Source organism: Leucobacter sp., from assembly GCF_053528595.1.
Genome location: NZ_JAIVPF010000039.1, coordinates 83,385 through 92,314, shown reverse-complemented (window position 1 = coordinate 92,314; position 8,930 = coordinate 83,385). Strand labels below are relative to the sequence as shown.

At 72.4% G+C, this 8,930-nt stretch carries 8 protein-coding genes; 7 read left to right on the top strand and 1 reads right to left on the bottom strand.

All coding sequences use genetic code 11. The annotated features are described in order from the left end of the window. Positions 1-128 precede the first annotated feature (128 nt). The 4 genes from ACWKZU_RS08290 to ACWKZU_RS08275 all read left to right on the top strand — a co-directional run bounded on the left by ACWKZU_RS08290 (position 129) and on the right by ACWKZU_RS08275 (position 4,526). The gene (locus ACWKZU_RS08290; RefSeq protein WP_449281847.1) at positions 129-902 is read left to right on the top strand and encodes an ABC transporter permease; all 774 of its coding nucleotides are present in this window, start codon (positions 129-131) and stop codon (positions 900-902) included. A 23-nt stretch (positions 903-925) separates the two neighbouring features. Further along, positions 926-1,714 carry an ABC transporter ATP-binding protein gene (locus ACWKZU_RS08285; protein ID WP_449281849.1) on the top strand — a complete coding sequence of 263 codons (789 nt, stop codon included), beginning with the start codon at positions 926-928 and terminating at the stop codon, positions 1,712-1,714. 90 nt (positions 1,715-1,804) lie between these two features. Beyond that, complete coding sequence (locus ACWKZU_RS08280; RefSeq protein WP_449281846.1) at positions 1,805-3,223, top strand: aldehyde dehydrogenase family protein; 1,419 nt, start codon at positions 1,805-1,807, stop codon at positions 3,221-3,223. 22 nt (positions 3,224-3,245) lie between these two features. After that, entirely contained in the window at positions 3,246-4,526 is a 1,281-nt protein-coding gene (locus ACWKZU_RS08275; RefSeq protein WP_449281845.1) for an aminotransferase family protein, read from the top strand. 78 nt (positions 4,527-4,604) lie between these two features. Here ACWKZU_RS08275 and ku read toward each other — a convergent pair whose 3' ends face one another. Further along, the gene (ku, locus tag ACWKZU_RS08270) at positions 4,605-5,435 is read right to left on the bottom strand and encodes a non-homologous end joining protein Ku (RefSeq protein WP_449281844.1); all 831 of its coding nucleotides are present in this window, start codon (positions 5,433-5,435) and stop codon (positions 4,605-4,607) included. Positions 5,436-5,504: 69 nt separating this feature from the next. Between ku and ACWKZU_RS08265 the strand changes: the two genes are divergently transcribed. Genes ACWKZU_RS08265 through ACWKZU_RS08255 form a run of 3 tightly spaced genes read left to right on the top strand, consistent with a single transcriptional unit; the run spans position 5,505 to position 8,901 of the window. Continuing rightward, a complete protein-coding gene (locus tag ACWKZU_RS08265) occupies positions 5,505-8,072 on the top strand; it encodes an ATP-dependent DNA ligase (RefSeq protein ID WP_449281843.1) in 2,568 nt (855 codons plus the stop codon). Positions 8,073-8,092: 20 nt separating this feature from the next. Then, entirely contained in the window at positions 8,093-8,383 is a 291-nt protein-coding gene (locus tag ACWKZU_RS08260) for a hypothetical protein (protein WP_449281842.1), read from the top strand. Then, complete coding sequence (locus tag ACWKZU_RS08255) at positions 8,380-8,901, top strand: GAF domain-containing protein (RefSeq protein WP_449281841.1); 522 nt, start codon at positions 8,380-8,382, stop codon at positions 8,899-8,901. Before ACWKZU_RS08260 ends, ACWKZU_RS08255 begins: the two co-directional genes overlap by 4 nt. The last annotated feature ends 29 nt before the right edge of the window (positions 8,902-8,930 follow it).

The following is an 8,930-nucleotide window of genomic DNA, read 5'->3' as shown; positions in this document are numbered from 1 at the left end:
GTGCAGTTCGACGTGCTGTACGCCTACGTGATCGTCACCGGGCTCGTCGGCCTGCTGTTCAACCTGCTCCTCGAGTACGCCGAGAAGCGGGTCATCTTCTGGAAGGGCGCTGCGGCGGAGGGCACACGATGACGCGGAGAATCTCCCAGTTCCTGATCGCGCTGCTGCTGCCGCTCGCCCTGCTGGTGTGGTGGTGGTTCGGCTCCGCGAGCAGCGGCGCCTTCTTCTTCCCGCCCCTGTCGAAGATCCTCACCCGGTTCCGCGAGCTCTTCCTGAGCCCCGCGGTGATGGACACGCTCGTGCCGAGCCTCATCAACCTCGCGGCGGGGTTCCTCCTCGCCGCCGTGATCGGGGTCTTCGGCGGGCTGATCCTCGGCCAGCATCCGAGGATCCAGGCCTTCTTCGCGCCGCTGATCCACTTCTTCCGCTCGCTGCCGGGACCGGCGCTGCTCCCGCTCTTCATGCTGCTCTTCGGGCTCGACATGCAGATGAAGGTGTGGGTCATCGCCTTCACGACGCTCTTCCCGATCCTGCTCAACACCATCGACGGGGTCCGCGCTCGCGAACCGCGCTGGAAGGACGTCGACGACGTCTTCCGGATATCGCAGCAGCGGCGCTTCTGGCACGTCACGCTGCCCGGCGCCATGCCGCAGATCATGACCGGCCTGCGCGTCGGGCTGCAGACCGCGCTGCTGATGATGGTCGTCAGCGAGATGCTCGCCTCGACCAACGGCGTCGGCTTCCTGGTGCTGCAGTCGCAGCAGCAGTTCCGCGTGCCCGACATGTGGGCGGGCATCCTCATGCTCGGCCTGCTCGGCCTCGTGCTCAACCTGCTGTTCGAGCCCATCGAGCGACGCGTGCTGCGCTGGTACCACGCCACCCACGACCCCGCATCCCAGTAACGAAACGAGACACCGTGAACGACATGCCACAGCGCACGACCGAGGATCAGATCCTCACCGTGCAGCACCTCTCGAAGACCTACGGCAGCGGCGAGGGCGCCTTCACCGCGATCGCGGACGTCACCTTCTCGCTGCACCGCGGCGAGTTCGTCTGCGTCGTCGGACCGAGCGGCGCGGGCAAGACCACCCTCCTGAACTGCCTCACCGGGCTGCTCGCCCCGACGACCGGGGAGCTGCTGTTCGAGGGGCAGCCGATCAGCTCGCCGCCCGCCGGCCTCGCGGTCGTCTTCCAGGACTACGCGCGGTCGCTCTTCCCCTGGATGACCGTGGAGAGCAACATCGCGTTCCCGCTCAAGGGCAAGGGGATCGCCAAGGACGAGATCGAGGCCCGCGTCCGGGAGTCGATCGAGGCGGTCGGGCTCCGCGGCGCCTCGCGCAAGTACCCGTGGCAGCTCTCGGGAGGGATGCAGCAGCGCGTCGCCATCGCCCGCGCACTCGCCTACAAGCCCGACTGCCTCGTGATGGACGAGCCGTTCGCCTCGGTCGACGCTCAGACCCGGTTCGAGCTGGAGGACCTGCTGCTGCAGGTGCGCAACGACTTCGGGATCAGCGTGCTGTTCGTCACCCACGACATCGACGAGGCCGTGTACCTCTCGGACCGGGTCGTGGTGCTCACCCGCGCTCCCGCGGCCGTGCGCTCCGTCGAGATCATCGACCTGCCGCGACCGCGCGCGCAGGTGCGGACCCGGCAGGAGCCGAGGTTCGCCGACTACCGCACGACGCTCTTCGAGCTCGTGCAGACGCAGCACTGAACGAACCGCGCCGCCGCGCAGCATCGAACCGCGGGGCTCGAACCCCGCAGTATCGAACCGCGGCACCAGGAGACAGGGAGGGATCGATCCATGAGAATCGAGAACAGCAACTTCATCGACGGCCGGCTCGTCGCCGCCACCGGCGAGGGGTACGGGCTGGTCGACGACGCGAGCACGGGTGAGACGATCGCGGAGGTCGCCCAGGCCTCGAGCGCCGACGTCGAGGCGGCCGTGGGCGCCGCAGCGGCGGCGCAGCGCGGTTGGGCCTCGCGGCCACGGGCCGAGCGCGTCGAGATCCTCACCCGGTGGGCCGATCTCATCGAGCAGCACGCCGACGAGCTCGGGGAGCTGGAGGTCGCCGAGGTCGGCGTTCCCACCGGGCAGGTGCGGCAGTTGCACGTCGGCCTCGCCGTCACCGCGATCCGGGCGACGCTGCGCGGTGCCGCGCAGGCCCTGAGCGAGGAGCGAGCCGAGACCGCGCGGGTCGTGCGGCAGCCGGTGGGAGTGGTCGCGGCGATCACCCCGTGGAACTACCCGCTCTTCCAGTCCGTGCTCAAGGTCGCCCCGGCGCTCGTCGCCGGGTGCGCCGTCGTGCAGAAGCCCGCCGAGATCGCGCCGCTCGCGGTGCTGAGGATCGCCGAGCTCGCGGCGGAGGCCGGCGTGGCGCCGGGCGCCTACAACGTGCTGAACGGTCCGGGCCGCAGCCTCGGCCAGGAGCTCATCTCCCACCCCGCGATCGACTTCGTCTCGTTCACCGGATCCTTCGGGGGAGGGAGCGCGGTCGCCGCCGCCGCGGCACGCCGCTGCCGTCCGGTGGCGCTCGAACTCGGGGGCAAGAGCGCGTCCATCGTGCTCGACGCCGCGAAGCTCGCGGCCGCCGCCCGCTTCACCTGGGCCAGCTCGATCCAGAACGCCGGACAGACCTGCGCCGCGCTGAGCCGGCTGCTCGTGCCGCGCGACCGGCTCGACGAGGCCGTCGCGGTGCTCGAGACCGAGCTCGACCGCGTGGTGCTCGGCGACGCCCACGACCCCGCGACGACGACGGGTCCGGTCGTCAGCCGCCACCAGCAGCAGCAGATCCTGCGCATGCTGCAGGGCGTCGAACGCGACGGCAACCGCTTCGTCGGCCGATCTCCGCTCGACGCGGCGGTGCCCGAGCGCGGATGGTTCGTGCCGCCGGCGATCGTGCTCGTCGAGAATCGCGAGGCGGAGATCGCGCGGGAGGAGGTCTTCGGACCCGTGCTCTGCCTCGTCCCGTTCGACGACGAGGACGACGCGCTCGCCGCCGCCGAGCACACCGATTTCGGGCTCATCGCGCGGGTGTGGACCGACGACGACCGTCGCTTCGCGCGCTTCGCCGAGCTGATGCGCGTGGGAAGCGTGCTCCGCAACGACGTCGTCGCCGACTGGTCGGCGCCGTTCGGCGGGGTCAAGGACTCCGGTTACGGACGAGAGCGGGGCGCCTGGGGCGTCGCGGAGTATCTCGTCGACAAGGCCATCCACGAATAGACGCAGAAGGAGAGCATCGACGATGACGCGACATGCCGGCCTGGAAGAACTCGATCAGGCCACGATCATCCACCCGCAGACCCGGATCGGGCACCCGCAGCCCCCGGTGATCTTCGACCGCGGCGACGGCGCCCTGCTCTGGGACACCCGGGGCCGCGAGTACGTCGACGGCACCTGCGGACTGTGGCAGTGCCCGGTGGGTCACGGCCGGGCCGAGCTCGGCGCGGTCGCCGCCGAGCAGATGGGGCGCCTCGAGTTCTACTCGTCGTTCGGCGACTACTCGAACGAACCCGCGATCCGGCTCGCGGAGCGCCTGCTCTCGCTCGCCCCCGCCGGCATCGAGCGGGTGTTCTTCACGAACGGCGGATCCGAGGGCAACGAGACCGCGATCAAACTCGCGCGCTTCGCCCAGATCCACGCGGGCCGGCCGCGGAAGACCGGCATCCTCGCGCGCAAGGGCGGATACCACGGGATGGGAGGGGCCTCCCTCGGGGTGACGGGCATCGAGAAGCTCACGGCGGGGGTCGGCCCGCTCATCCCCGGCGTGGAGTGGCTCGCGCACCCGAACGATCCGGGGGAGGGAGCGCCGAAGACCGAGGCGCTGATCGCGGACCTGGAGACGAAGATCGCGGAGGTGGGGGCCGAGAACATCGCCGCCTTCATCGGCGAGCCGGTGCTCGGCGTCGGGGGCATGGTGCTGCCCCCGCCCGGATACTGGGAGCGCGTGCAGGAGGTGCTGCGCCGGCACGAGATCCTGCTCATCCTCGACGAGGTCGTCACGGCGTTCGGCCGCACGGGGGAGTGGTTCGCCGCGCAGCACTACGGCATCGAGCCCGACATGATCGTCACCGCCAAGGGCATCACCAGCGGGTACATCCCCATGGGCGCGGTGCTCGTCGGGGAGCGCGTCATGCGCCTCGCCGACGGCGGCGCCTTCCTGCACGGCTTCACCTACAACGGACACCCGGTGGGTGCGCGCGTGGCGCTCGCCAACCTCGACATCATCGAGCGCGAGGGCCTCATCGCGCGCGGCATGGAACTGGGCGCGTGGCTGCGCGAGGGGCTCGAACCGCTCGAGGAGATGGCGCACGTGGCCCAGGTGCGGTCGCTCGGCACCCTCGTGGGCATCGAGACGACGCTGCCGGACATCTCGGCCGTGCAGGAGGCCTGCCGCGGGGACGGGGTCATCGTGCGCGCGAACGGGAAGAACATCGTGCTCTCACCGCCGCTCGTGATGACACGGGAGCAGTGCGACCGGCTCACGCGAGCCATCGTCACCCACGTCGGCGCGCTCGGCTCCTGAGGCGGGGCGCGGGGCGGAGCGGCTGAGAGGCGCGCGGGCGAGGCGGGGTGATCCCCCTCCGTGCGGTGCGCCTCCGCGCTACTGCGCCCGGCGCGTGCGCGCAGCCGGCCTGCGCTTGCGGGCCTTCGCCGCGCGCGACTTCTTGACGCTCTGCTTGAGGGCCTCCATGAGGTCGATCACCTCGGCGCCGTCGCCCTCGCGCTCGCCGAAGGTGGCGTCGGTGTCGAGGGCGTCGCCCTCCCGGCGCTTCGCCTCGATGAGGCGCCGCAGCTCCTCCTGGTACTCGTCGGTGAACTGCTCCGGGTCGAAGTCCCGGGAGACGCTCTTCACGAGCGCGGCCGACAGCTGCATCTCCTTCGCCGAGATGCGGGTGCGCTGCTCGAGGGCGGGAAAGGCGGGCTCCCGGAACTCGTCCGGCCACAGCAGGGTCTGCAGCACCAGCACGTCGCCCCGCGTGCGGAGCGCGGCGAGCCGCGTCTTCTGCCGCAGCGCGAACTGCACGACCGCGGTGCGGTCGGTGTTCTCGAGCGTGCGCCGCAGCAGCACGTAGGCCTTCAGCGACTTGCCCGCCGGCTCGAGGTAGTAGCTGCGATCGAAGAGCATCGGGTCGATCTGCTTCGACGGCACGAACTCCACGACCGAGATCTCCCGATCGCGCTCCTGCGGGATCGACGCGAGCTCCTCCCGGGTGAGCACCACGGTCTCGTCCTCGTCGACGAAGGCGCGCTCGATGTCCTCGTAGGGGATGATCCGGTCGCAGACCTCGCATCGCCGCTGGTACCTGATCCGCCCGCCATCGGCGCCGTGCACCTGGTGCAGCGGCACGTCGTGATCCTCGGTGGCGCTGTACAGCTTGACGGGCACGTTGACCAGACCGAAGGTGATCGCGCCGCTCCAGATCGCTCTCATGCTTACAGTAGAGCCGATCCGCTTGTCAAAGGTCTACTGCTTGCGCGGCGCAGCACCCATCATGTAGGCATGGCGAGCGAGTACCGACTGGTGCGGGTCGGCGGCCGGGAGATCCGGCTGTCGAACCTGGACAAGGTGCTGTACCCGTCGACGGGCACGACCAAGGCCGACGTGATCGCCTACTACAGCGAGATCGCGCCCACCATGCTCCCGCACTGCCGCGACCGCGCCGCCACCCGCAAGCGCTGGCCCGACGGCGTGGGAGCCGACGGCACCGGCGACTTCTTCTTCCAGAGGGACCTCGGCGACTCCGCGCCCGGCTGGGTCGCGACCGGCTCGATCCAGCACAAGGATCACGTCAACGTCTACCCGCTCGTGAACGACGAGGCGACCCTCGTCTGGCTGGCGCAGCTCGCCGCGCTCGAGATCCACGTGCCGCAGTGGCGCTTCGACGCGCGGGGGGAGCCGCTCGCCCCCGACCGGCTCGTGCTCGATCTCGATCCGGGACCGGGCGTCTCGCTGCGCGAGTGCGCCGACGTCGCGTTCGCGGTGCGCCGCCTGCTCACCGGCATGGGGCTCACCGCGGTACCGGTGACCAGCGGCAGCAAGGGCATCCACCTCTACGCGGCGCTCGACGGGCGGCAGACCTCCGAGCAGGTCTCCCGCGTCGCCCGGGAGCTCGCCCGCTCGCTCGAGGCGGACCACCCCGACGAGATCACCAGCTCCATGCAGAAGTCGCTGCGCGCCGGCAAGGTGTTCATCGACTGGAGCCAGAACAGCGCCAGCAAGACGACGGTCGCCCCCTACTCCCTGCGCGGGCGGGCCGCGCCCTTCGTCGCGGCGCCGCGGAGCTGGCGCGAGCTCGCGTCGCCGCATCTCCGGCAGCTCGACTTCCGCGAGGTGCTGAAGCGGGTGGCCCGCCGCGGCGACCCCATGCTGCCGCTCGCGCCCACCGCCGCCCAGCGCACCCACGAGCGGCTGGAGCCGTACCGCGGGAAGCGCGACGCGCGACGCACGCCCGAGCCGGTTCCCGGGCGGGGCGACGACCTCGAGGCGAACGAGGATCCCGCGGCGCCCCGATTCGTGATCCAGCGGCACGACGCGCGGCGCCCGCACTTCGACTTCCGGCTCGAGCACGACGGCGTGCTGGTGAGCTGGGCGCTGCCCAAGGGGGTGCCCACCGACCCCGCGAAGAACCGCCTCGCCGTTCCCACCGAGGACCACCCGATGGAGTACCGGCACTTCGAGGGCACGATCCCGCGCGGGGAGTACGGCGCCGGAGAGGTGCGGATCTGGGACGAGGGCGGCTATGAGCTCGAGAAGTGGCGGGACGACGAGGTGATCGTCGCGCTCACCGGCCGGCCCGGGGGCGGCCTCGGCGGCACGCGCAGGTTCGCGCTCTTCCGCACGAGCGCCGACCCCGAGAAGGCCGCGTGGATGATCCACCTCATGGAGCCGGAGGAGCCGGGGCCTGATCCGGGTCGGGATCGGGAGCCGGGCCGGGATCGGTCCGGGGGCCGGGATCCGGATCCCGCGCCGCGACGGTCCGCCCGCGCGCGTGCTCGCGGACGCGGGGCGCCCCGATCCGCGCGATCCGCCTCGCACGCTCTGCCGGATCCGCCTGCGCCCATGCTCGCGACCCGCGGCACGGCGGCCGCGCTCGGGCACCTCGACCCGGAGGAGTGGGCGTTCGAGATGAAGTGGGACGGGATGCGGGTCCTCGCCGCGGTGACGGCCGCGCCCGGCGGGGCGGGGTCCGAGGACGGCCCGTCCGACAGTGCCGCGGTCGGGGGAGCGGCGGACGGGGGAGTGGCGGTGCTGCTGCGGAGCCGCTCGGGAGCCGACGTCACCGCGAGCTATCCCGAGCTGCAGGCGCTCGCCGACGCCGTCAACGCGGAAGAGGCCGTGCTCGACGGCGAGATCGTCGCGCTCGCGCCCGGCGGCGTGCCGAGCTTCGGGCGGCTGCAGGAACGGATGGGGCTCACCGGCGAGCGGGAGGTCGCCCGCGCGCGGCGCGGCGCACCGGTGACGCTGTTCGCCTTCGATCTGCTCGAGCTCGAGGGCCGCGACTGCCGCGGCCTGAGCTACCGGCAGCGGCGAGAGCTGCTCGCCGAGGTGCTCGAGGATCACGCCGGCGCGGCCGTGGCGCTCCCCGCCGCGGTGGAGGGCGACGCCGAGCACGCGATCGCGACGAGCCGGCGGCTCGGACTCGAGGGGATCGTCGCCAAGCGCCGGGACAGCCGATACCGGTCCGGGATCCGCTCCGCGGACTGGCTCAAGTTCCCGCTCTTCGAGACCGCCGAGGTGGTCGTGATCGGGTGGCGCGAGAGCGAGGCCGATCCGAGCGGGCTCGCCTCCCTGCTGCTCGCGGGCCGCGTCGACGGCGAACTGCGCTACGCGGGGCGGGTGGGCACCGGGTTCTCCGCCGCCGAGCGCAGGGACATCCGGCGGAGGCTCGCGGGGCGTCGGCAGTCGTCCGCCGCGACGGAGGTGCCGGCCGAGGTGCGCCGCGACGCCCGCTGGGTCGAGCCGGAGCTGGTGGGCGAGGTGAGCTTCGGCGGGCGCACCGCCGAGGGGCGCCTGCGCCACGCGGTCTGGCGCGGTTGGCGACCCGACAAGACCGTCGACGAGCTGTAGGCAGAGCGAAGGAGCACTCCATGCACCATCCCGAACCCGTACCGGCGGTGAACGCCGTGGCGAACGCGGCCGTGAACCGGGGCGCGAGCGAGGCCGCGGGCTCCGACGCGCGGGCGGCGGTGCACCGAGCGGGTGCGGCGGATCGGGCGAACCCGTTCCGCAGGCTGCTCGCCGCCCTCGCGTCAGCGCTCGGGCTCGCCCCGCGGAGGCGCGCGCGCCGCGATCCCGAGCTGCTGCACGACGACCCCTACGCGGCCTATCTGCGCTGGAAGCGCGGGTGCGCCGACGGGCTCGCTCCCGAGGCGCGGTGACCATCGCGCGCACGCCGTCCGCGAGCGCCCCGCCGGTGTTCCGCGCGCCCATGCGCTCCCGCGACGACGAGATCGCGGAGGGAGCCGAGGGAGCCGCGGTCGAGCGCGCCCTCGCCCTCGGCCTCTGCGGCTTCGGCGGCCGGCTCGATCCGGCACCCGAGACCGCCGCCGCTGCCGCCGCCCTGGCCGCGACGCAGCACGGGGAGCGGACGGCCCGCCGCATCGAACGCTTCGCCGAGGCACCCGTCGGCGCGCTCGTCTGGACGCGGGACGTCGACGGGCTCTTCCGGCTCGGCCGGATCACGGGCGGGTGGCGGTACGACGACCGGGCCGCCGCGACGGCGTGCGCCCTCGTGCACGTGCGGCCGTGCGACTGGCTCGCGTCTCCGGTGGCGGAGCCGAGGGTGCCGGCCGCGGTGCGGCGCGCCTTCGCGCGCGGCGGCCGCAACTGGCAGCGGATCCGCGACGAGTCCGCGTCTCCGCGCAGCCTCGATCTGTGGGAGGAATCGCGGGGGTGAGGACGAAGGGGGCTCGCAGCGATCATCGA